Origin of the sequence: Paenibacillus plantarum (assembly GCF_013141695.1) — a bacterium.
Taxonomy (GTDB): Bacteria; Bacillota; Bacilli; order Paenibacillales; family NBRC-103111; genus Paenibacillus_E; species Paenibacillus_E plantarum.
Genome location: NZ_WHNY01000095.1, coordinates 41,538 through 64,519 on the forward strand (window position 1 = coordinate 41,538; position 22,982 = coordinate 64,519).

The 22,982-nt window shown below is 44.6% G+C and carries 13 protein-coding genes; 11 read left to right on the forward strand and 2 right to left on the reverse strand.

The features are described 5' to 3' along the window. Positions 1 to 266 precede the first annotated feature (266 nt). The 10 genes from GC096_RS38330 to GC096_RS38375 all read left to right on the forward strand — a co-directional run bounded on the left by GC096_RS38330 (position 267) and on the right by GC096_RS38375 (position 18,420). Positions 267 to 1,427 carry a HupE/UreJ family protein gene (locus GC096_RS38330; protein WP_171638585.1) on the forward strand — a complete coding sequence of 387 codons (1,161 nt, stop codon included), beginning with the start codon at positions 267 to 269 and terminating at the stop codon, positions 1,425 to 1,427. Between the two features lie 54 nt (positions 1,428 to 1,481). Then, the gene (locus GC096_RS38335) at positions 1,482 to 6,194 is read left to right on the forward strand and encodes a LamG-like jellyroll fold domain-containing protein (protein WP_171638587.1); all 4,713 of its coding nucleotides are present in this window, start codon (positions 1,482 to 1,484) and stop codon (positions 6,192 to 6,194) included. A 33-nt stretch (positions 6,195 to 6,227) separates the two neighbouring features. Then, complete coding sequence (locus tag GC096_RS38340) at positions 6,228 to 11,393, forward strand: DUF2341 domain-containing protein (RefSeq protein WP_171638589.1); 5,166 nt, start codon at positions 6,228 to 6,230, stop codon at positions 11,391 to 11,393. A 191-nt stretch (positions 11,394 to 11,584) separates the two neighbouring features. Beyond that, entirely contained in the window at positions 11,585 to 12,355 is a 771-nt protein-coding gene (locus tag GC096_RS38345) for a DeoR/GlpR family DNA-binding transcription regulator (RefSeq protein WP_171638591.1), read from the forward strand. A 532-nt stretch (positions 12,356 to 12,887) separates the two neighbouring features. Then, positions 12,888 to 13,703: a phosphonoacetaldehyde hydrolase gene (phnX, locus tag GC096_RS38350; protein ID WP_171638593.1), complete on the forward strand. Its 816-nt coding sequence runs from the start codon at positions 12,888 to 12,890 to the stop codon at positions 13,701 to 13,703. Continuing rightward, complete coding sequence (locus tag GC096_RS38355; RefSeq protein WP_171638595.1) at positions 13,700 to 14,839, forward strand: phosphonoacetaldehyde reductase; 1,140 nt, start codon at positions 13,700 to 13,702, stop codon at positions 14,837 to 14,839. Before phnX ends, GC096_RS38355 begins: the two co-directional genes overlap by 4 nt. A gap of 42 nt (positions 14,840 to 14,881) precedes the next feature. After that, the gene (locus GC096_RS38360; RefSeq protein ID WP_171638597.1) at positions 14,882 to 15,946 is read left to right on the forward strand and encodes a phosphate/phosphite/phosphonate ABC transporter substrate-binding protein; all 1,065 of its coding nucleotides are present in this window, start codon (positions 14,882 to 14,884) and stop codon (positions 15,944 to 15,946) included. 42 nt (positions 15,947 to 15,988) lie between these two features. Continuing rightward, complete coding sequence (gene phnC, locus GC096_RS38365; RefSeq protein ID WP_171638599.1) at positions 15,989 to 16,822, forward strand: phosphonate ABC transporter ATP-binding protein; 834 nt, start codon at positions 15,989 to 15,991, stop codon at positions 16,820 to 16,822. After that, positions 16,812 to 17,597 carry a PhnE/PtxC family ABC transporter permease gene (locus GC096_RS38370; RefSeq protein WP_171638601.1) on the forward strand — a complete coding sequence of 262 codons (786 nt, stop codon included), beginning with the start codon at positions 16,812 to 16,814 and terminating at the stop codon, positions 17,595 to 17,597. Before phnC ends, GC096_RS38370 begins: the two co-directional genes overlap by 11 nt. Before the next feature lies 1 nt (position 17,598). Beyond that, a complete protein-coding gene (locus tag GC096_RS38375) occupies positions 17,599 to 18,420 on the forward strand; it encodes a PhnE/PtxC family ABC transporter permease (protein ID WP_171638603.1) in 822 nt (273 codons plus the stop codon). Positions 18,421 to 18,492: 72 nt separating this feature from the next. Here GC096_RS38375 and GC096_RS38380 read toward each other — a convergent pair whose 3' ends face one another. Both GC096_RS38380 and GC096_RS38385 read right to left on the reverse strand, forming a co-directional pair. Next, positions 18,493 to 19,191 (reverse strand): GntR family transcriptional regulator, encoded by a 699-nt coding sequence (locus tag GC096_RS38380; protein ID WP_171638605.1) that lies wholly within the window; start codon positions 19,189 to 19,191, stop codon positions 18,493 to 18,495. Between the two features lie 277 nt (positions 19,192 to 19,468). Beyond that, a complete protein-coding gene (locus GC096_RS38385) occupies positions 19,469 to 20,305 on the reverse strand; it encodes an AraC family transcriptional regulator (protein WP_171638608.1) in 837 nt (278 codons plus the stop codon). 134 nt (positions 20,306 to 20,439) lie between these two features. Between GC096_RS38385 and GC096_RS38390 the strand changes: the two genes are divergently transcribed. After that, positions 20,440 to 22,506, forward strand: coding sequence for a beta-galactosidase (locus tag GC096_RS38390; protein WP_171638610.1), 2,067 nt, complete (start codon positions 20,440 to 20,442; stop codon positions 22,504 to 22,506). The last annotated feature ends 476 nt before the right edge of the window (positions 22,507 to 22,982 follow it).

The window sequence follows — 22,982 nt, forward strand, 5'->3', positions numbered from 1 at the left end:
AGTCTCGTTCGAATCCTAGATTTTCCTTTATTTTAAAAGGTTTTCTGGTTACAAATTCATTTTACAATAAATGGAAATACAATGTTTTTAGCGTGTATATTTAATAAAACAGGGAGAGATTTGTCATCATTTTATTTGTATTAAAAGAGCAAAGAGTATAGATGAATTGTAAATTAATAAAAAGCACAATAAATAAATATATTGTAAAAAACAGCATTATATATTGCTTGATAATGCTGTTATTACTATACTGAACAAGGAGAAACATGAATAAGTGGGAGGAGAAAATGATTGTTATTTTAAACGGTATGTTAGGTAAACGGCTGGTTACATGTCTTCTGTCTCTATGGTTGCTAATCGTAATTTGGCCTGTACATTCAGCTAGCGCACATATGGCAACGACAGGATATTCGGATGTATCTATTGACAATTCTACCATGCGCTATCAGTTATATCTGGACCCGGAAGAGTATGCTCAATGGCTTGATAGCAAATCCAACAAGTCAACGTATGTTTTCGATCCCGCTGCGCCACAACAGTCTGCCTGGAAAATTGATGATGTGCAGCGAATGATTACGGAGGGGCTTTTTGTAAATAGTGCGAATGTGACCGAAACAGCTACTTTACAGGGAGTAACACTTAAGCAGAGGGAAAATCGTTCCTATATGATGATCGATTTGGTTTATGATTTCCCTGCTGCAATCCAGGATTATGCCATTAACTATGAGTTGTTTTTTGATGATTTGGATCCTCAACATCAAAATTTCACGAAAATCCACTACAAGGGCAGCTCGGTAGATATGGTTTTTAACAAAGATCACCGACTTGTGGCGGAAGAAGCAGAGGGGATGAAATCTGGGAGCAGGAGCCTAATGCTGCCCGATTGGTTGGTGTCGATAATTGAATATATCGGAATTGGCGTCCACCACATTTGGACCGGAATTGATCATCTACTTTTCGTTACCGCACTTATCATACTTCCGCAACGCAAGCGAGACTATTTGAAGACGTTGACGGCATTTACGATTGGTCATAGCATTACGCTTATTCTAGCTTCTCTCAAGATTGTTAATATCCCGTCATCTGTAGTTGAACCTTTAATTGCACTGAGCATCGTGTATGTGGCAGTAGAAAATATATGGTTAAGGAAGATCAATAAGCGTTGGGCATTGTCTCTTGGTTTTGGACTTATCCATGGTTTAGGATTCGCTGAAGTGCTGCGAGATGCATTTCTGAATCATTTTATCTTATCTCTATTCTCCTTCAATGTAGGGGTCGAGATCGGACAGATCGGTGTATTGCTTGTATTGCTGCCGATTGTCGTCTTTGCATCAAAATGGCGCAATTATCGCTATGCCCTAGGCATTGCATCTGGGTTGATTGCGCTGATGGGAGCAATATGGGTCGTGGAGCGAACTCTGCTTTAACTTTGCAAGTACGTGGTAACAAGAGTCGAAATATGAACAAGGGAGTGAATATGTATGTGGCATGATAGCAATCAAACATTGGGCAGACTGAAGAAGGGAATAGCTCTACTTAGCACGATGACGATGTTGTTGGCGAGTATCGGGGGAATGACACAGCCTGTTGCAGCAGCAGCTGATTACGAACTTCAATTGAACCTTAATTTTGATAACAGTACAATTGCAGACAGTTCAGGAAAGAATCTCGCAGGGGTGCTAACCGGTACGCCTAGTTATGTGGACGGTGTAGCTGGAAAAGCCATGTATTTCAAAGGTAATTCCTTTATTGACATGGGTAAACCGGCTGAGCTGCAATTCGGCACCAGTACCAATTTCTCCATCGCTTTCTGGATTGACAATAAAGATACATCGAATACGAACATTGTATCTAACAAAAATTGGTCGAGCGGAGCGAATACGGGGTTTGCGATCACGCCATGGTGGAATACGGTCAATACCGACAAAGTGAATTTTACGGCGGCGGGCAAAACAAGGCTGGATTTATATGCAGCTCCTACCTTCGCCAACAAAGGCTGGACGTTCATGGCCTACACCTATGACAGAAACGGTATGCTGACGGTATATCAGAACAACGTGAAAATCGGTGAACTTAACATCAGTTCCCATAAGAATGCATCCATTGATTCTCTAAACTTCGTTATTGGTGCTGATGGAAATAAAAATCTAACTTTCTCCTTGAAAGACGCCAAACTTGATGAGTTCCGGGTCTATAAGGGGCTAATCGATCAGGCTGAGATGGATGAGTTGTATATGGATGGTGTTCCCAAATTAACGATTAGCAAAGTTGAAACGGCAATTAGCGATGCAAGAGCAAGTGATTTGGTATATCCAGAAAGTGCTTATGACAAGCTCGGACAGGATCTTGCTGCTTTCAAAAACGGAATTGATGCAGCATCCACTTCTGAGAAGGTCGCCATGGTAGCTGCGCTTGAGCGATCGTTGGCTGCTTTTCAGGCTACAGGACTTTCCAATGTCGTGTATTTGGATTTTGATGACGAGACAGCGACAGACCGTTCCGGAAAAGGGAATAACGGAGTGCTGAACGGGGCGCCGACTTTTACAGAAGGTGTCCTCGGGAAAGCCATGTATTTTAAAGGGAATAGTTATATTGATATGGGCAAGCCGGCTGCTCTGCAATTTGGCGCTAACATGAACTTCTCTATAGCCTATTGGATCGATAATAAAGATTCAACGAATACAGCTGTAGTATCTAACAAAAACTGGTCAACTGGCGCGAATACCGGTTTTACGATCTCGACATGGTGGGAGCAAGCCAATAAGGATAAAGTGAATTTTACGGCAGCAGGCAAAACGAGAATTGATACCTGGGCAACAACCGTAGCTGGCAAAGGCTGGACGTTCATGGTGTATACCTATGACAGAAACGGCATGCTGACGGTGTACCAAAACAACGTTAAAGTTAGTGAGGTTGATATTTCCGGTGTTAAGGGTGCATCAATCGACTCGCTAAATTTCGTCATTGGGACTGACGGAGCTAAAAACGTGAGCTTTAACTTGAAGGATGCCAAGTTGGACGAGTTTCGCGTATACCGTGGCATCATTAACCAGAACGAGCGGGAAAGTCTGCAGAGAGATGTGTTTGCCAAGCAGTTAGCTGAAAAGGTAGAAAAGGCGATAGCTGATGCTAACGCAAGCGGTATTATTTTTCCGCAAACTGCTTATGATCAGATCGGGCAAGCACTTGCTCGGTATAAAACGAATTTGGATACAACGTCCGCTGAGAGCACGAAGACGCTGATGGACGAACTGACCGCTTCACTACAAACATTCGAGGATTCGCCGGGTGTTACCTCAGGTCCGGATTTGCTCCATATGGATTTTACGCAATCCGTTGGCGGTGATAGCAGTCCTGGCCAGCATGTAGGCAGTGCGGTCGGAGCGCCGGTGATGTACGATCATCCCCTTTTTGCCAAACCTGTATTGGCGCTTGATGGAATTGATTCGTATGTCCGCATACCAAATGAGACTAAACTAAGTCCGAAGCAAATGTCAATGGCTGCTTCATTCTCACTCGATACACTCAGTCGTGCGCAAACGATATTAGGGAAAACGCATGAATCGGATTATGCAATGGCTTTCAATCCAATTTCCAAAAAACTCGAAGCCATGTTTTATGTGAAAGAGGATGCTGGCACAGAAGGTTATGTGACTGTCGATAGCGGTAAACCGTTGGAGGCGAATAAAATCTATTATGCGTTGGCGACATATGATGGAGCGACTGCAAAGCTTTATATCAATGGCGAAGAAACGATGTCCAGATCCAGAGTAGGTGAGATCGGAGGCGCAACGAAAGTTGATTTGGCCATCGGGGCCAGCGCGAATTCGGTTGGATCTCAAGACTACATGCAAGGCAAGATCGGTCTGGTGCAGTTGTACAGCCAAGCTGTAAATGCGTTTAAAGCCAAATTCTTGTATAAGCAGTATGTACGCGATTATGCATCAACGGTCACGTCCATTCGCTTGGATATTCCCACTAACTGGGTCGTTGGACAATCAGGACAAGCTGTCGTCCAACTGATCGACAACTCGGATAGCGAAGTCAAGGCCAAGCAGCAAGGCATTGTTTATCAAAGTCAACATCCAGAAGTAGCGACCGTCAATGCTCAGGGCATCATCGTACCCAAAGCTCCAGGCAAGTCTCTGATTACGGTTCAGTTAGGCACATTCAGTGCTTCAGTCGAGATTACAGTGAGAGCAAAAGTAGTGCAGTATCTTCTGATTGATGGACCGCAAACGATGCAACCAGGGGATGTTGCCAATCTGCAAGCCAAATTTATTAATAATGATGGCAGCATGGATTCCGTTACGTTGGCAACTTATTCATCCGATAATCCAAACGTTATTCAAGTTGATGCGAGTGGAAAGGTTAGAGCGGTAGCTCCTGGTACTGCACTCATTCATGTTGAAGCAAATGGATTAACAGCGGATCTGATGATCGTCGTAGCATTTACGCCACCTGTCGGTGAGCCAGGCAAGTCTCACATCATCTCACTTCAATTTGCCGGTCCACACACACTTAAAGTGGGGGACACAGCATCAACCGTTATTCAAGCTGTATATGATGATCATTCACTCTTCCCTGTAAACCAGTATGTTAGTTATCGAAGCGACAACCCAAGCGTCGTTCAAATCGATGCTGTAACGGGAGAGTTAACAGCTTTAACGTCAGGGGTAGCACGACTTTATGCCACCTACCAAGGGTTTGCTGCGAATTATGCGATAGCTGTGGTCCCAAATCAAGGACCTCTTCTGCAAGGCATTAATCTTACTGCTCCTGCGAGCATGAAAGTTGGCGAGCAAGTTTCCTTACAAGCGCAAGCCATCTACGATCACGCAGATCCAATCCAAATTGCTTCTATGGCGGAATGGACTGTGGATGATTCTTCCATTCTAAGCATAGATTCACAAGGCAAGTTGATTGGACTAAAGCAAGGAACGACGGTAGTCACCGTAGTTTATCAGGATAAAGCTGCGCAGTCGTCCATTCGTGTGCTCTATGTAGATAATGGAAGTGGCGGCGGTGGAGGTGGAGGAGATTCTTCTACTAATGAAGGTAACTCTTCAGGCTCGTCCAATCCTGCGGATCAAAAGCCAGGTTCAACGCTTGTAACAGATGAACAACTCCAAGGGCAGACAGGGAATATCCGTGTTGATATCGCGTCAGATATTACACAAGTTTTGTTCCCGGCTGTGGCGAGCAAATTGTCGGGCAGCCAAGTGGTTACGATTGGGCATGATGATCTTTCCCTTCATGTGAGCGGAAAACTGTTGCAAGCGGTAGCAAAGGAAATGGCACTTAAAACTGCGGGCGAAGGCGAACTTGCCGTATCGTTTCCGGCCATGTCTGAGCAAGACCAACAGAAATGGGAGAATACATTGAAACAAGATGCAGGAGCGATGTCACTAATCTCCCGCATATATGATTTCTCAGCTGAACTGCAAATGGCTAACGGACAGAAGATCGCTACGGAACTGCCTCAAGGCTCTGTGCAAATTGAGTTCGTAGTACCTCAAGGTGCGGACAAGGAATTGCTTGGTGTGTATCAACTATTCCAAGATGGAAGCACGAAATACGTGAGAGGTCATCTGACAGATCGAGGCATTGAATCAAATTTGGATAATAATGGTAAATACGCTGTGTTATCGTATAAGAAAACGTATAGCGATGTCCCTGTCGAGCACTGGGCATTCCGGACCATTCAGGTCATGAGCGCTAATCATACGGTTAAAGGGGTAAGTGATCAATATTTTCAACCTGAGAGGAGTATTACAAGAGCGGAATTCGTTGCGCTATTGGTTAACTCGCTAGAACTTACGCCGAGCAAAGCTGAGAAGTTTACGGATGTGCCAAGCAGCGCTTGGTATGCAGCATATATAGATTCGGCGGCAGGGGCAGGTTTGATTGACGGTAAGGGAGACAGCTTATTCAAGCCGGAAGCGGAGATCAGCCGAGAAGAAATGGCGGTTCTACTTGTACGAGCTTATGAGCGTAAGTACGGCAAGGTGGAGCTGAAGCAAGCTTCCATTTTCCTAGACATGGATCAGACTTCAACATGGGCACGCGATTCTGTTCAGATGGCAGCACAATTAGGCCTGTTGAATGGTCGAGGTAATGGTGCATTTGTTCCTGAGGAGTCATCCAAACGGGCAGAAGCGGTACAAGTCATGATGAAATTGCAAGCGAAATAGGCATTCATATTAAAGATAAAGGAGTGACCAGCTTTGAAAACGGGTTTATGGAAAAAACGAATAATGGTCATACTGCTGCTCGCGCTATTCCTCCAAATCCTACAGCCAGTCGGCGTATTGCCTACTAGCACTGCGAATGCAGCGGTTACCGCCAATTGGGCGGATACGGATCGGAATTACCGAATCAAGATAAGTTTCGACAATCAAGCGGCTGTGGAAGATTTGCAGGATTTCCCAGTTCCTGTGAAGCTTGATGCTTCCAAAATCAATTACACGGTCACCAATCAAGATGACTTGCATTTCTTCAATGACGACCAATCGGTACAATTGCCGTATGAAGTTGAGAAATGGGATCCGCAAGGCGAAAGTATCGTATGGGTGACAGTGCCAAAGATTCGCTCAGCCTCCAGCACGGATCATATGTGGCTTTACTATGGAGGAAGCTCTCTCAAGACGAATGATCAGTTGCAAGCTTGGAATTCGGACTTCTTGTTAGTCTATCACTTCGGTCAACGGATTGTGGACAATTATGCTAACCCGAGTCAAGTGGAGCAGTTCAAGGATTCTACATCAAATGCCAACATCGGCTTGCGCCAATCGAAAAGTGCCACAACAAGCGGCACGGCCTACACACTGGAGGGGGCAGATCCTAAATATCATAGGGTTGGACGCTATTTTGAGAATAGCTTGGGGACGATCTATCCAGCCAATACAACCAACAATGGGAATATAGGCGACGGAGAGCCGCAAATCACGATTTCCGGTTGGGCGCGATTAGCTCAGGGGAAAGTAGCGGGCAGTATGTTGGTTCGGGAAAATGCGTATTGGTTAAAAGCGGTAGCCGGCAAATGGATGGCTAACGTCTTTACCGATGCAACGGATAATAACTTAAATGGTCAAACAGCCAGCCTGCAATTAAATGGAGGGGCTACGGATTACAATTGGACGTACCTCTCGCTGACCTATAATAGCTCACTTGCAGGCAATAACCTGATTTTGTATCGCGATGGAGTCAAGGTTGCCGAGGGTCGGCGTACAGGAAATATTAAGGCGGGCAGCGCCTTAACGATAGGAGGCAGTTCATTCAAAGGAGGGATCGATGAAGCGAGAATATCCCGAACGGCTAGAAGCGCTTCATGGGTACAAGCTGAATATTTGAGTATGATGGATACCTTTCTTATTTACGGAGAAGCGGAATCCCAGAATGCCGCTTTACAGATGACGGTTTTTCAACCCAAAGAAGGGGCTACTTATTATTCACCTGATCTTACGTTCAGTGGATTTATTAGTCAGTCTGCTGTCATTACCTACAGGTTAGACGGCGGTGCGCCAGTTACGATCAGCTCCCAATCAACAGCATTCCAAACGACGTTATTATCGTTGAAAAGCGGCCAGCATACGCTCACAATTGACGCTGTCGCGACTTCCAACTCCCAGTTGGTAGTCAGTAAACGTATTGCATTCCAGATTGATGGAAGCAAGTTGAAGCCGATTGTTTCACTGAAAGGTGCTGACGGTGAGATTGTCGATGCCAACGGGAAAGTATCATTGAAAGCTGATGTAATCGAACCGACGGACGATACGATGGATCTCGCATTTTACGAGAAAAATGTACAATTTGTAAGCGATTTTCAAACGAATTCGTCGACGAACAAAGCGTATGATTTCACGAATTCCATGGATCCGCCGAAAACCGATGCGATTACCGTGGAGCAGCCGTTGCCGGATAACGCTTTAAAGTCCATACAGGCTTCTGATAGTTCATACTATAGTACGCAATCTTTGAAAAATTATCCATATCAACGGTTCGATATGACCGTTGAGGGTGATCTATCCCAGATAGATGAGTTGGAAGTAACTTGGCAAGGACATTCCAAGCAACAAGTAATGATCTATGCATGGGACTTTATCGCTAGTAAATGGAAACAAGTTGCGATGAAGGTGGGAAATGCGAACAATAGCGATTTCGAACTCACAGCTATTTTAAATACAGCAACGATGGTGGATGCGAATAAGAAAGTGAAGCTGTATGTTGCAGCTACACAGCAGAATACCATGCTGCCAGGGCAGAAGCCGGAACGTGACCAGTATGATTTCTCCTTCGCTTGGATGACGGATACGCAAATGGAAGCACAGGACTTTCCGGATGTTTACGATAAAATGACCCAATGGGTCGCAGACAATAAAGATAGTAAAAACATTCAATATGTCGTCCATACCGGAGATATTGTCAATGTAGCTACGTCTGAGCCTCAATGGGTAAATGCGGATCGCAGTATGAAAATATTGGATGACGCTAATGTGCGATATGGTGTACTTGCCGGTAATCATGACGTAAATTCACCTTATACGAATACAAGCTCAAGTCAGTTATATTATAAATATTTCGGTGAGGATCGATTTAAGAACAAACCTTATTACGGTGGAACCGATCGTAACAATAAAAACCATTATGATTTAATTTCTGCTGGCGGCATGGATTTTATTATCGTCTATATGAGCTGGGGTGTTGATCAAGCTTCCATCGACTGGGCGAATGATGTGCTGAGCCGGTACAAGGATCGCAAAGCCATCGTTACTACACATTCGTACTTGTTATATGATACAGGCAACTATGATACACAAGATTTTGGCGGACAAAAAATTATGGAAAAAGTCATTGCACCGAACAGCAATGTCTTCATGGTGCTATGCGGACATCGTCAAGCTGCCTTCTATAATGTGAAGCGTATTGACGGGAAAGTCGTCTATGAATTGCTGCATGATTATCAGGATACGTCGTTAGGTGGAGCAGCTTACTTGCGAATGCTTTATTTTGATGTGAAAAAACAGCTGGTTTATATGGTTCCTTATTCGACGATAACGAATGATAACTATGGTTTTTTTCAAGAGCAATATGAAACGTATACGCTGCCGCTTAACACGGATGTTGGCGATATCGAGTTGGCGACAGGTTATATCGGTCTCAAAGGAAGTAAAATACAGCAACTTGCAGCGGCTCAACCTGTCGCGAGCGGTGGACAATCAGAGTGGGAATGGTCAGGTCTGACTACAAACTCGACTTATTCCTGGTACGCGGAAGCGACGGATTCGTATGGGAATACGACGAAATCGGTGGAGAAGACGTTTACTTTGAAGGATGCTCCAGTGACGTCGATCCGTTTGAAGGGACTTGCGCCAATGAAGATTGGTGAGCAGAGAAGCACGGTTGTCGAGGCGACTTATCAGAATGGCAAAGTGGTGGAAACTACGGAGGGATACTCGTTTACCAGCAGCAATTCGGCTGTTGCTTCCATTACGGGAGCGGGAGTGGTAACCGCTCATTCGCGAGGTGAGACAATCATCACAGCGACGAACGGGGATGTATCAGGTTCTTATAAGTTGATTGTGCAAGATCCGTCAACGGCAGGTGCTGTTATGCAATCACTGCAAATTGATGGCTTGAAGCAGGCGATGGTTGGGGATCATCTGCAAACGGTTGTCACAGCCGTATATAGCGACAGCAGCAGCTCGGTGCTGCTCGATGCGAATATCCTAGCACCATCTGGATTAAACTTGTTCATTTCGGATGAAACGGTTGCGATGCTAGATCGAAGGTCAGGCGCGGTTACCGCGTTGAAAGCTGGCCAGACGGTCATCACGGCAACGTATCAGCAGTTGAGCACCAACTATACGATTAACGTTCGAGACGATTCGATCGTGACTCCTCCACAGCTAATAAAGTTGGAGATTACTGGGTTGAATCCATTGAAAATCGGAGAAAAAGCGAAAGTGAAGTTGCTGGGAACGTATAGTGATCAGAAACTAGAAACGATTACAGAGGATTTACAGTTTGCCAGCAGCGATGAAAGTATCGCCTCGGTCGATGCCGATGGGCTTGTAACGGCGAAGAAACAAGGGACGGTAACGATCACCACTTTTCATCATGAGCTTAAGGCTACCTATGAGCTGACCGTAAAGGCAGCTGATCCAGGCGGCAATTCCGGATCATCAGGCGGCGGCACAGGTGGAGGGGGTGGAGGTCAAAGCGGCCCTATACCGACGGATACTCATCTTGTATCTGAGCCATTTGTGCAGGTTATTAAACCTGATGATTTACATCTGAAGAATGAACAGGGCACTGCCACGATTCGAGTGGAAGAGGGGAAATCCCAAGTTGCTGTTCCGTATGAAGTAGCTGCACAGTTTGCCGGGGACCATCTTCAGCTTGTATTTGATTGGGGATCGGCAAATGTTTCGATGAAAGCCATTCGCGAAGCAGGCTCCAGTCTTGATGACGAGAATAGGAAAAAAAGCTCGCTTGTGTTGACTTACAACTCGATCACCGATGAGTTGCTGGGTGGCATCCAATCGGATTCCAGCCAAAGAACGGTGTTCTTAACCCCGGTGGTCCAAGTGAACTGGCAATTCCCGACAAACGCTAGCAGCAGCTTGCAAGAGCAAAGCAAGCACTTCGCACCTATACAACTAAGTATGAAAGTACCTCCGCAAGGAAATGCCAAACGGGCAGGACTATACAAGGTTTATGAGGATGGCAGTTTGGAATATCTGTCGGAAAATACGGCATGGGATAAGCCTGAAGCTGTGTTTAACGTGTCAAATGGAGGCTCCTACGTTGTTCTGGTCTACAATGTGAAATACCAAGATACCGGCGGCCACTGGGCAGCAGAGGTCATCGGTGACTTGGCAGCTAGACATATTTTTGAAGATATCGTGGCTGAACCGATTGTAAAAGGGAGAGAGACTAGTCAATTCGAACCAGACAAACGTGTAACACGGGCTGAATTCGCTGCACTTCTTGTCCGGGCGATTGGCCTATCAGGGTCAATAAAAAATAATTTCGATGATGTTCCGAGCACAGCTTGGTACAGCCAAGATGTTGCAGCTGCTGTGGAGAGCGGCGTTGTACAAGGTGTTAGCGACTCCAGCTTCTCGCCAGACGATCTGGTAACCCGTGAACAGATGGCTGTCATGTTGATGCGTGCATGGGCAATTATGCCTGAACATGCCTTGTTAGATCCACGTGCTATTCAATTTCAAGATCAAGACGAGATGTCGTCATGGGCGAAGCAGGCTATTCGCGATGCAGCTTCAATCGGGCTGCTGAATGGAACGGGAGAGGGGCAGTTCTCGCCAAAAGGCAATACTTCACGAGCGGAAACTGTTCAAGCTATACACAACTATTTATTTGGGAAATGAAATTGAAAGATGCTTGCAGAGAACACATGTTCTTTGTAAGCATCTTTTTTTGCTTAGAATATGAATGATGGTCTCTAATTCTACGGTCGTAACCGACAACATATGCAATGTCACATTTACTACACCAAGCATTTTTGCTAGGATAGAGACATACAACGCAGATGGATGCGTTAATATGGAGGAGATACGAAATGCTTGCACCAGAAAGGCATCGATTAATATTATTGGAGCTAGAATCCAAGGGGCAAGTCACGGTTGTCGAATTAAAGTCACTATTGCAAGTTTCCCTTGATACCGTTCGCAGGGATCTTGAACGTCTGGAACAAGAAGATAAGCTTCAGCGTGTACATGGAGGAGCCGTTTCCAAAAGAGACGAGTTGGCTACGAATCAAGCTTTCTTTAAGCGGAAGATTACGCAGAACGAAAGGAAGCAGGAATTAGCCGCGTATGCTGTTGAACTGGTGAGAGAGTATCAAGCTGTTTCTCTCAATGCTGGCACGACGAATATTGAAGTTGCCAAGCGGCTCGCTGCTCGTTTTGAGAAGCTAACCGTCATAACGAATTCGCTTCGGATCGCAGATATTTTGGCCCAAAAGAAGGGCTTCACGGTTATCATTCCAGGAGGCTATTTGAATCATGAGGAGTTCTCCTTGTACGGCCGCTCGATTGAACAAGAAATTATGAGTTTTAATATCGATTTTGCATTTATTAGTATTAATGCGATATCCCTTGAAAAAGGGCTGACCGATTTTCGCCAGGGCGAAGATGGGGTCATTAATGCCATGCTAAAGAGCGCCAAGCGGAAGGTCGTCGTAGCGGATTCGAGCAAATTCGAAACGGTATCGTACCTGAACATTTGTGGATTGGATCAGATTGATACGATTGTAACCGATTCTTATATGGATACTGATCTTCTTGAGATGTATAAAAAACAACGTATTTCCATAATAAACGCAGGCTAATCGCAGCTTGCGTTTTTATGTTGTTATTCGGTGTTAGAAGAGGACAAAGCTTCGTTTCTCGAAGATCGCTCGCGCTCCCTTGAGACTCCCTTAGTGCTGCTCCACCGCAATAACTGGAAAACCTCCATCTAAATCAGCCCAATTGGCCCGATCTAAGAGAATAACTGTAAAAACTCCAGCTAGTTTCAACCATTTGCTCGCTTTTCGCGACAAAGGTGAAATTTAACTGGAGTTTTTACATCTAGATGGAAAAATCAGCCGAATCGAGCGGAATTAGATGTAGCTTTTCCATCTAATCACATCCATGGCTGCGAAATGCAAGAAGGAGGCCAGCTGTATGAGTTCAGTCGTTTTCTTTAACAAAACGCAAGTTTTTATGACTTGCGTTTTTGTTATGTTTTCGCAGTGTTAAAAACAGCATATAACAGCATATAATTGTAAATTTCACGTAAACTATAGCAAAAACTATTGCATGTTTGCTTTGTGCCGATCTATAATTGAAAATATCAAAGCCACCAAGAAATGAGGAGTCATGTTGATTCACACAGAAAGCATCAAAGCAGTTATTTTTGATTGGGCTGGAACCGTAATCGATTACGGTTGCTTTGCACCCATGCACGCATTTATTCAAACTTTTGAAGAAGCAGGAGTACCCATCACGGATCGGGAAGCAAGAATTCCAATGGGTCTTCTGAAATGGGATCATATTCACGCTATTTTGGAGATGGAAAGAGTTAAGCATGCATGGATTGACGCGTATGGAACGCACCCCGTTAAGGAAGATGTTGATCGTCTATATGTTCGATTCGAAGCCATCTTGATGGAGTCATTGAAAACTTATACCGATCCGATTCCGGGAGCTTTGGAAACGGTGGAACACCTTCGTAATGCAGGGCTTGCAATCGGATCGACGACGGGATATACAGCAAGTATGATGGCGGTTATCGTACCGGAAGCTAAGCGGAAGGGATATTCACCAGACTGCATGGTCGCATCGGATGAAGTAAAGGCCGGCCGGCCGTATCCGTATATGATATTCCAGAACTTAGTGGAACTCGGCATCTACCCTCCGAAAGCGGTCATCAAGGTTGGAGATACGGTGTCCGATATTCATGAAGGCAGGAATGCTGGGGTATGGACGGTTGCTATCATACTTGGAAGCAGTGAGTTAGGTTTAACGATGGCTGAAGTTGAGAGTTTGCACCCTGATGAACTTGCAGAGCGCATGAATCAAACGAGACTTACTTTTGAACAAGCAGGAGCAGATTATATTATCGGTTCAATTACTCAACTTCCAATTGTCATTGAAGAGATTGAACAAAGCGGTTTGGAGCGGGTAATCAGATGAACCAATTTTATAATCCAGTAGCGGTATCCTTAGGAACAGAAGCGGCGGAAGCATTCGCTGAGTCGTTTAACAAACGTTATGCAGATGTCAAGAGAGTGTTGTTACTGACAAGAGGCGGGGGCGTTGAGAAGAGTGATTGTTTACAGCCTGTCTTAAACGCACTCTCCAAGAAGGAAACTTTACTGATTGAAGTGACCTTGAACAACCCTAATGTGGCAGATATCTTGAACCTGAAACAGGAGATTGAGCCTTTCCAGTATGACCTTATCGTGGCAATTGGCGGAGGCAGTGTCATGGATGCAGCTAAAGTGATGTCGGCATTGCAGCAAAATACGTTTCATACAATCGCTGAAGTTCGAGAAGCGATCACAAGTGAGGCGTACCGCAGTGAGCCCTATTTTACCCCTTGGATTGGGATACCAACGACATCGGGAACAGGCTCTGAGGTGACATGCTGGGCAACGGTATGGGACGAAGAATGCGGAAGCAAATATTCGGTTTCGGATGAGCGGCTGTATGCGAGATCAGCTTTAATTCTTCCAGAGTTAACCGTTACAATGCCGCTCCGTTTAAGCGTTTCTACAGCGTTAGATGCCTTGTGTCATGCAACTGAAGCATATTGGTCTGTTCATACAAACGCAGTTACCCGTGTTTACGCGCTGCAAGCGATCGAACGAGTTCGGCAAACGCTCCCCTTATTAATCGAGCAACCAGATAACTTGGTATGGAGAGAAGAGTTATCCTTAGCAAGTTTGATGGCGGGATTGGCATTTAGCAATACGAGAACGACGGCCTGCCATTCCATATCTTATCCGCTTACGATGCTTTTCGGGATCGATCATGGTATTGCCGCTAGCATAACATTATCAACGGTTCTGAAACATAATTTCGAAGCATTAATCGAACCGGATAAATTACTACGTGCATTTGGCGCAGCGAATGTGGAAGAAGTGGATAGTCTAATCCGAAATATATATACCATCTATGGATTGTCAAGCAATCTAAGCCTATATGGTGTTACCGTCGAAGGTATCCGTGAGGTTGTATCTCACTCGTACACGAAAGGGAGAATGGATAATAATCCAGTTGAAATCTCTCCTGAAGAACTTGAACGTATGCTCGTTTCATTATTATAGGATAGCCGCTTTTATCATAAAATATTAGGAGGCATTTTAATTATGAAAAAGAAAATGTTAACGCTCATGATTTCTTTATCTTTAGTAGCTGTATCAACAGGTTGTGGTGTGAAAGCCGATGACGCTAAGAATGACACAAAAGCGGTAAAGACCAAAGACACCATTACCCTGGCTTGGTACCCGAATGAATCTGGTGCAGATATGAAATCTTCACGGGACGAAATTGGTAAAGTCGTAGCAGCCGCTACTGGGAAAAAGGTAGAGCACAAAACGACGACTGACTACACGATCGCAATCGAAGCGATTGCTAGCGGCAGTGCAGATATTGTCTATATGGGTGCACAAGGTTATGTTGAAGCAAATGCAAAGAATAAGAAGGTCCAACCGCTAGTTGTTCAGAGTGGAGAGTCAGGAACGCTGGATGATGCTGTTTACAATAGCTGGTTAAACGTGCGTAAAGGCGATGGAGATGCCTACAAAGTCGGCAGCATTTATTCCATTGACAATATTGCAGGCAAAAAGTTCTCGTTCGTATCCAACTCCTCCACATCCGGATTTAAAGTTCCTTCCGGCAGAATCGTTACTTTTTTTAGCAAAAAAGACAAGTATAAGAGTTTAACTGCGGACGATTTGATTATGGGTGGCAAAGATAAATTCTTTAGCGATGTACTTTTTGGAGGTACTCACCAAGGTTCAGCAGTTAACTTGCTGACAGGTAAAGCTGACGTAGCTGCTTTCTGTGATACTTGCGTGGCTAACTACATCGAACTCGGCTCAGGAACGGCGAACACGCCAGGAGCTGTATACAAAGTAAAACAAGGGGCTGCAGAACCGTTTAATACACTAGTTGGTAAAGAGTTCGAGGTTATCTCCGTAACGCCAGTTCTGAACCAACCATTTGTCATTAACACAGGTACGATAAGCGCAGAGGACACGAAGAAATTAAAGGATGCATTCACATCCGATGCGGTAACGAAGAACCCTCTGATCTTCCTGCCGAAAGATTCAAAGGATGCAGGCATGTTCAAACAAAAGACCGGTAAAGAAAAATTCCTTACTGTGGATGATGCGTTTTTCAACCCAATCAGAACGCTCTACAACAACTAAAATGTATGACAACAACATGTGAAACCGATTAAGGGAGCAGCCATGACAATGTTACTGGAATTCAAGCAGGTATCCAAGCAATATGGCACGGATACAAGAGCGTTAACAGATGTTAATTTCGCTGTGAAAGAAGGGGAGTTTGTGTCGATTATCGGCCCGTCAGGGGCCGGTAAGTCGACGCTGCTTCGCTGTATTAACCGTATGATTGATGCAAGCAGTGGAGAAATTCAATTTAATGGCACAGATATTTTGGCAAGTAAGAAGAGTGAATTAAAACGGCTGAGAACTCAGATGGGCATGGTTTTCCAACATTATAATTTAGTGAATAGACTGTCTGTCATCGAAAATGTTTTGCACGGGCGACTTGGTTATAAGTCAACGTTGGAGGGGATTCTTGGGATTTACTCCAAGGAGGAGAAGCATCAAGCTTATACCATTTTGAAAACGCTCGGCTTGGAAGACCAGGTCTATAAGCGGTGTGATCAACTGAGCGGTGGACAAAAGCAGAGGGTTGGGATAGCCCGGGCACTTGTGCAGAATCCTAAAATGCTGCTCTGCGATGAACCAATCGCTTCTCTAGATCCCAATGCCTCTAAGGTTATCATGGATCATCTGCGCAATATTTCTACCACAATGGGTATCACCGTTATCGTGAATCTGCATCAAGTAGATACAGCATTGAAATACTCAGACCGGATTCTCGGTGTGAACAAGGGAACCATCGTTTACGACGGTAAGCCGACAGGAATTAATCGCGAGCAGTTAGCCAAAATTTACGGTTCAGAAATTCATGAGCAACAAGGAGAATTGGATGAGCTTGATGAGCTGAAAGATCTTATCGATTTGAAGGAGCTGGAGGGCAGTCATGCAAGATAATTTCTTTGCCAGAAAGCGACTGAAAACTCTGTTATATTGCGCTCTCTTGCTTGCCATCACGCTAATCGCCATAGTCATAACGAACTATAATGTCATCAAAGGCTTTACCTCTATCCCGAAAGCTGCCGAATGGGCATTCAATAATTTCTATCCGAACGAAAAAGCATTGAAACGGCTTCCTGTCATTATCAGCAGTCTCACTGAGACGGTGTTGGTCTCGATCGCTGCGACCGCCGTGGCAGCCTTGTTCGCTTTGATTTTTGCTATTGCAGGGTCCCATACGACTGGGGCAGGTGGCGTATTCAGTTTTGTAAGTCGATCAATCGCAACCGTATTTCGTAACATTGATGTATCCGCCTGGTCGATGATATTGCTCATTTCTTTTGGTCAAAATGTACTAACCGGATACTTCGCGCTATTCTTTGGCTCTTTTGGCTTCTTGACCCGTGCTTTCACGGAGTCCATTGACGAAGTAAGCAGCAGCTCTGTAGAAGCACTAAGATCTACGGGAGCAGGCTACTTTTCCATTATTTCGCAATCTGTCATCCCAGCATGTATACCACAACTGATCAGTTGGATTTTGTTCATGATGGAAACGAACATTCGTCAGGCCACGCTAATTGGTATTTTGACCGGCACGGGAATTGGATTCCTTTTCAGCTTGTATTACAAAAGCCTTAATTTCAGCGCTGCATCTTTAATCGTTCTTGTTCTCGTCCTGGCTATCTTTATCATAGAATCGGTTTCTACCTATATCAGGAAGGTGATCTTATAAAATGGAACTGACCTTGGAAGAATTGAAAATAAAGAAGCCGTTTAATAAACAAAAGCTAGTGATCCGGCTGACCTTGGTGTCAATCGTCATATTGACACTTTATGCATTTATAACTTTTGACTATAAGGACATTCAGTTTCTTGATGCTGTCATATCGACAGGCCATACACTTAAAACCATGTTCTTTCGACCGCTCTTACACCATATTACCCTCATCGATGCAGTTAAATATTTGTTTATCACGCTAGGACTGGCATTTCTGACGACGTTGTTCGGCGCCGTTATCGCGTTAGTACTCGGTTTAATGGCCGCCACCAATTTATCCAATCCTACACTATCCATTATAGTTAAAGGCATAGTTGCATTTATTAGAGCGGTACCAACTGTCCTATGGGTATTGATTTTTGCGGTTGCTGCTGGGTTAGGCAGTGTGGCAGCGGTCATTGGTATGACGTTCCATTCTGTCAGTTATCTCGTCAAAACCTACTCGGAATCATTCGAGGAGTTAGATAAAGGCGTCATTGAAGCCTTAAAAGCAAGTGGTGCAAATTGGCTTCAAATCGTATTTCAAGCTGTATTGCCTTCGTCGATCACGTACTTGATTTCATGGACGTTTATGCGATTTGAAATCAACTTCTCCGTAGCGTTAGCTATGGGTGCTGCAGCTGGTGCAGGTGGAATTGGGTTTGATATGTTTATGGCTAGCTCCTATTATTATGATGTGAGGGAAATCGGAGCCATTACGTATCTCATTCTTACGTTTGCCATCTTGCTTGAGCTAGTGGCAGGGAAGATAAAAAAGAAATTAAGAGTTCAAAACTAATTGTATACATGAGTGAAAAGCCTGTGCAGACCGAAATTCGGTACGCACAGGCTTTTTGCTTTTAGGAGAATATTACATTTCAAAAGATTGAAATTGCCGATGCGTCTGATCGATGAGTTCTAGAATAATTCGTTTCGCTTCATCCAAATCTCCTGCTGCTAGCGCATCATAGATGCGTTGATTAAATTGTCCCGATTGTTGCGGCTTCGGCAATGTGTGGGCATGCAGCTTGCGGTACGAAATGATTTTGAACATATACTTCCCTTTAATTTGCTCGAGAACTTGCATCATGTTCTCATTCTTCACAAGAAGCAGCATGGTTTCAATAAAGAGAAGCCCACATTCGTAATAGGTGCGGTAGTCGTCTTCTTCCGAAGCGCTCAGCTGTCTCGCGAGAAGATATTCCAACTCAGGGAGATTGAAGCTGAGCTTCCGGAACGCTGCGACTTCAAGGCTGTACAGCTGCATCGAGGCCAGGAACTCGAGCATGTTGTGAAACTCCCGAAAGGAGATCTCTTTGACAAAGACCCCCCGTCCCCGAATCGATTCCACGAATCCCTCTGTCTCTAGAAGGGAGATTGCTGCTCGAATTGGCGTGCGACTCATGCCGAGTTGATCGGCCAGCTCATTTTCTGAGAGCAGTGTGCCTGGCAGAAAATGCCCATTGATTATATTCTCGCGAATTTGTTGATAGGCTACTTTTTCGAGGGAAGATTTAGCTGAGCCTAACAGGTTCGATGCGTTCCGTGCATCAGGTTCAAGTAAAGTCATTAATCGCAAGCCGCCTTTTTAAATAGAGTCGATAATGTCTATTATGCATGATGTATGTAAGCTGAATATAAAGTGGATGAAATAAATTGAAATTACACACCTTCTTCGAGCGCTATTTTCCTAGGTTTCGCCAAACTATATCGGGATGTTTGGCAATTTCGCAGCAGCACGTGGCGTTAAGATTAACAGTACATTGACATAAGTCAAATATTCCAATAACAAAACAGTCATAATCGAATACCTTTGATTGGCACGTAATAAGTGGTGCGAAAATTCTTTATTCATATTTCATAAATTGTTTAGGCGTCTTGCCATACGTTCGTTTGAAAATTCGTATAAAATAACTAGTCTCCATACCCAGTTGCTGTGCCACCTTTTCAACAGTAATAGAGGGGTTCTCTTCAAAGAGTTGAACAGAACGGCGCATTCGTATCTGTTGGATATAGAGCATGGGGGAAATACCGTAAATACTGACGAACAGACGATGAAAATGTTGAACAGAATACCCGACTGCTCTTGCCAAGTTGGATAAATGCAAGCGTTCATTATAGTGATCATGAATAAGTTTAATCGCTTCTTGTAAAGCAGCATTGGAATGCCCGATTGGTTTCATTCTCTGCTTTATTTCTTGACCGGACTGTCCTTCTATGACAGACAATAGGAAGTCATACATTTTTCTAGACGCTTCCCAATAACCGCTTTCGCTGTTCAAGTTGATAAGCTGCCATAAGGATTCAAGCTTATTCCAATACGCCTGAAATTGGTTTTGCTTTAATAGCGTCGGATGTTGGTTGCCAAGGTGCTCAAGAATGGAACTAGCAATGGAGCCGCTAAAAGCCACAAAGCCTAGTTCCCAAGCATCCTCACTCTGATCGGGAAAATATTCATGATGTACACCCGAGGGAAGAATTAGCAGGGTACCAGGCGTCATCACCATATCCGGACTACCCTGGATGCGAAATATTCCCTTCCCGCGTCGGCTTAAGAAAAGTTGATGAGCTGGATACCCATCAGGTCGTAGAAGATGCTTTTGCTCATGACTGCCTACACAATACACATAGAGGGGCAATTTGTTATCGAGCATAGCAAATTCAGCAAAAAGGAAAGGCATCATTCTAATTTCACCACCGATGTTCATATTGTACGATTTTTTAATTCATAAGTTCTATTATCTTATCAGCTATTTGTCCTATAATCAAAATATATAAGAGAATACGAGGATAAAGATAAAGGAGCGATGATTTGAAAATGACTCACAAATTTCATCCAATTAGCCCAAAGCTACCCGTCCTGATGCACGGAGCTGATTATAATCCAGACCAATGGCTTCACAACCCACAGGTTTTGGAAGAAGACATTCGCTTGATGAAACTAGCTGGTTGTAATGTGATGGCGATTGGTATATTTTCTTGGGCTGCACTAGAGCCGGCAGAGGGAACTTTTACTTTTGAGTGGATGGATCGGATTCTAAATAGGTTTGCAGAGAATGGCATCTACGCATGGCTTTCAACACCGAGTGGAGCACGTCCTGCGTGGATGTCAGAGCGCTATCCAGAAGTTAGACGGGTAGAAGCAAACCGCGTACGTAATTTGCATGGAATTAGGCATAATCATTGCTATACCAGTCCCGTTTATCGGGAGAAAACGGAGATTATCAACACGAAGCTTGCTGAACGGTATGGCGAGCATCCTGCGGTTATCGGCTGGCACATTTCGAATGAATTTGGTGGAGATTGCCATTGTGAGTATTGTCAGGATGCCTTCCGGGAGTGGTTGCAAAAGAAATACGGTTCGCTGGAAGCGTTAAATGCGGCTTGGTGGACCTCATTCTGGGCACATACGATTACGGATTGGTCACAGGTTGAATCTCCAGCTCCGCATGGTGAGTATATGGTACATGGGCATAATCTGGATTGGCGTCGATTTGTTTCGGACCAAACAGTAAATTTCTGTAAGCATGAGATTGATGCGGTTCGGGGATCTAATCCTGCTCTTCCGGTTACAACAAATATGCATTTAATTGAAGGCTTAGACTATCGTAAATTTGCTGACATACTGGACGTAATTTCTTGGGATGCCTATCCAACTTGGCATGAACAGCAGAATGACAGCCAATTAGGTGCTTCCATTGCTTTCTATCATGATCTGTTCCGCTCGCTGAAGAAGAAGCCGTTTCTGCTGATGGAAAGCACACCTAGCCTTACCAACTGGCAGGCGGTCAGCAAGCTGAAGCAACCTGGCATGCACAGATTGTCCTCCCTTCAAGCTGTAGCGCATGGCTCGGATTCCGTACAATATTTTCAATGGCGTAAAAGCAGAGGATCCAGTGAGAAATTTCATGGTGCTGTTGTTGACCATGCTGGACATGAGCATACACGAGTGTTTCAGGATGTAGCTGAGCTGGGGAAGACCTTATCCAACATCTCTGAAGTGGTAGGCACGACGACGCCTTCGGAAACAGCGATTCTGTTTGATTGGGATAACCGCTGGGCCGTGAAAGACGCCCAAGGACCGCGTAACATGGGCATTCACTATGAGAAAACTATTCTTGCCCATCACCAAGCATTGTGGGAACAGGGTGTGCCTGTCGACGTTATTGGTTCGGAGGATGACCTATCCTCGTACAAGCTAGTAATTGCACCTATGTTGTACCTCTGCCGTGAAGAAACGGGGCGTAAACTCGAAAGGTTCGTTGAGCAAGGCGGAACGCTGGTCACGACCTATTGGTCTGGTATTGTCAACGAGCATGATTTGTGTCATCTGGGCGGATTCCCGGGACCACTACGGAAAACACTTGGTATTTGGGCAGAAGAGATTGAAGGCCTATATGATCATGATCGTAATGGCTTATCGATGTCATCAGATAATGAACTGGGCCTAACAGGGACATTTGAGTCGCATGAGATCTGTGAGCTGATCCATACCGAAGGTGCAGAGGTGCTAGGTGTCTATACGGACAGCTTCTATGCAGGGAAACCCGCGCTTACGGTTAACCGCTTTGGAGAAGGGAAAGCCTATCACATGGCGACGCGTTTGAAGGCAGATTTTCTTCAGGCCTTTTACACGAAACTTATTGATCAAACGGGCGTTGCTAGAGCGATGAACACGAACCTCCCTCAGGGAGTAACCGTTCAGGTGCGAACAGATACTTCAACGGAATATGTATTTATCATGAATTTCAGTGGCCAAAGCGAACGCATTTCACTTGACGACAGAGAGTACACGTTGTTGGAGTCGAATGAAACGGTAAAAGGTGTAATCGATCTACCTGTAAATGGGATTGTGTTACTAAAGCGCCCAGCAAGGGAAGTGTAAATAAGACCATCTAAAAAATGGGTAGTAGGAAGACTTCACCTAAGCTAACCGTTGCTGTTGGGATAAGAGCAGCAGAGGGAACCAGTTGTGATGCAAGGTTAGCTTTCATTTTTTCTGCGTTACGGACAGGGGAGCCGTTATTTAATAAGAAAAGCAGGGAGTCCAAATCTAACGGCCGCCACGGCCGTTATTCAGTCCCTTGCGACACATGTTGGCACATAAATCAGTCAATAACGCTTCTGGTGTCCATTAAAAATCAAAACGGCTTCATTTGTAGCTATTAGAGGCTGTCATGTCTGTTAGAGAATTCAACCCTCCTCTTTTCGCGATACTCTTTAGGTTTGGGAAGAATAGGCTCGCCTGTTTACCTTGAAACATGGACAACCCTCCCTATACACATAAGAGTGGGTTTTTACTAAGGGAGGCTGTCCCAAAAGTCCGTTCAGACTTTTCGAAACAGCCTCTTTTTGTTAATA

Coding starts and splice junctions, on each gene's coding strand:
- GC096_RS38330 (WP_171638585.1), top strand. CDS start 267: ATGAATAAGTGGGAGGAGAAAATGATTGTTATTTTAAACGGTATGTTA.
- GC096_RS38335 (WP_171638587.1), top strand. CDS start 1,482: ATGTGGCATGATAGCAATCAAACATTGGGCAGACTGAAGAAGGGAATA.
- GC096_RS38345 (WP_171638591.1), top strand. CDS start 11,585: ATGCTTGCACCAGAAAGGCATCGATTAATATTATTGGAGCTAGAATCC.
- phnX (WP_171638593.1), top strand. CDS start 12,888: ATGTTGATTCACACAGAAAGCATCAAAGCAGTTATTTTTGATTGGGCT.
- GC096_RS38355 (WP_171638595.1), top strand. CDS start 13,700: ATGAACCAATTTTATAATCCAGTAGCGGTATCCTTAGGAACAGAAGCG.
- GC096_RS38360 (WP_171638597.1), top strand. CDS start 14,882: ATGAAAAAGAAAATGTTAACGCTCATGATTTCTTTATCTTTAGTAGCT.
- phnC (WP_171638599.1), top strand. CDS start 15,989: ATGACAATGTTACTGGAATTCAAGCAGGTATCCAAGCAATATGGCACG.
- GC096_RS38370 (WP_171638601.1), top strand. CDS start 16,812: ATGCAAGATAATTTCTTTGCCAGAAAGCGACTGAAAACTCTGTTATAT.
- GC096_RS38375 (WP_171638603.1), top strand. CDS start 17,599: ATGGAACTGACCTTGGAAGAATTGAAAATAAAGAAGCCGTTTAATAAA.
- GC096_RS38380 (WP_171638605.1), bottom strand. CDS start 19,191: ATGACTTTACTTGAACCTGATGCACGGAACGCATCGAACCTGTTAGGC.
- GC096_RS38385 (WP_171638608.1), bottom strand. CDS start 20,305: ATGATGCCTTTCCTTTTTGCTGAATTTGCTATGCTCGATAACAAATTG.
- GC096_RS38390 (WP_171638610.1), top strand. CDS start 20,440: ATGACTCACAAATTTCATCCAATTAGCCCAAAGCTACCCGTCCTGATG.